This is a genomic window from Aquimarina agarilytica ZC1 (assembly GCF_000255455.1).
In the GTDB taxonomy this organism is placed as follows: domain Bacteria; phylum Bacteroidota; class Bacteroidia; order Flavobacteriales; family Flavobacteriaceae; genus Aquimarina; species Aquimarina agarilytica.
The window spans coordinates 1-1,191 of record NZ_JH621330.1 but is presented as its reverse complement, the minus strand read 5'-3'; the positions used below and the strand labels follow the sequence as shown (position 1 = coordinate 1,191).

Genomic DNA, 1,191 nt, shown 5'->3' with positions numbered 1-1,191 from the left:
CCCTAGCTTGATTCTTTGCGTCCCTTGCTGTACTGGTTATTATAAATTCATCAATTCCTATTCTATCTGCAATTTCTTTAACTTTTTGAAGTGAACAATCATTTACAACGGAGCTATCAGCCATACAATTGATCAATTAGTCCATTTTGATGGTAATACTCCTAAAGAAATAACCATAGAGGATAAAAAAGCTTAATGGAGCAAGTAAAATTAATAGCGGAGCTTGAAGAAGAAAAAAAAAATATGGTCTTTAAAATGATCGATACTTTTTTAACTAAAAAGAAATTTAAAGACTTCTTTCAAAAGAATATTGCAGCACTATAAAACAAAAAAACCGAAGCCTTTTAAAACTTCGGTTGTATTTATTGATATATTAATATCCTATATAGGAACTCAGTGCAAATCCAATCTACCATGTCAGCGTGATAGATTTATGAAATAAATAATACTAAAGTGGCATATAATATTTTAAATTCATTTTAATAATATTATTATCATAAATGTAGATTCTTAAGGAGACAGAATCGTAGTCCTCAGTCGAAGTTACAATTCTTAATCCTTTAGGGTCTTCGTCGTACATAACTTTTTCTTTATCAAAACTTTCAATAATTGCATTTTTAACATTAATATCAGAGATTTTATTATCTAAAATATTTTTAATGTTTGTTCTACAAAATTTCAATAATTTAAGATTATTAGTTTTATCTACCTTAATTTCAAAATCGAAGTTTTCTCCATAATGTAGTTCACTAGCAATTTCTTTGTGTGAAGAGTCCACAGATATTATCTTAGTACTATATTCTTGTTCTATTTTTTTTGAGGTTTTGGAAAAATTAACTTCTTCATTTACTTTGATTTTCTGCTTACAAGAACAAATTCCTAAAAATAAGACTACTATTATTAATGATACTTTCATTTTTTATCTATTTACAATCTTTAAGATTACAACTTTTTACATTAATTTCAATATGATATGCTGGATCTGTACTATTCCCAGGATGTAAAACTCTTTTGATATCTCCATCTTTTACAGCTTGTTCTATTGCTTTTACAAATTTAGATTGTTTAGAAGCACTTATGCTATTTGGATCAATATCAAATACAGTTAAAATATTTGGATCGGCAGAATGTTTTGAGACAGTACTTGGGCCAAGTTCGTTAATTTTATCTTCCATTGCTTGTTTAATACTT

The 1,191-nt window shown here is 27.2% G+C and carries 2 protein-coding genes and 1 pseudogene; 1 reads left to right on the top strand and 2 read right to left on the bottom strand.

The genetic code is table 11. The annotated features are described in order from the left end of the window. The first annotated feature begins 195 nt into the window (after positions 1-195). Complete coding sequence (locus KQA_RS20935; protein WP_010183073.1) at positions 196-324, top strand: hypothetical protein; 129 nt, start codon at positions 196-198, stop codon at positions 322-324. A gap of 124 nt (positions 325-448) precedes the next feature. On the opposite strand, the gene KQA_RS0218160 is transcribed toward KQA_RS20935, so the two are convergent. Then, positions 449-916 (bottom strand): hypothetical protein, encoded by a 468-nt coding sequence (locus tag KQA_RS0218160; protein ID WP_010183072.1) that lies wholly within the window; start codon positions 914-916, stop codon positions 449-451. A 7-nt stretch (positions 917-923) separates the two neighbouring features. Continuing rightward, positions 924-1,191, bottom strand: a pseudogene (locus KQA_RS0218155) (hypothetical protein); the annotation flags it as partial.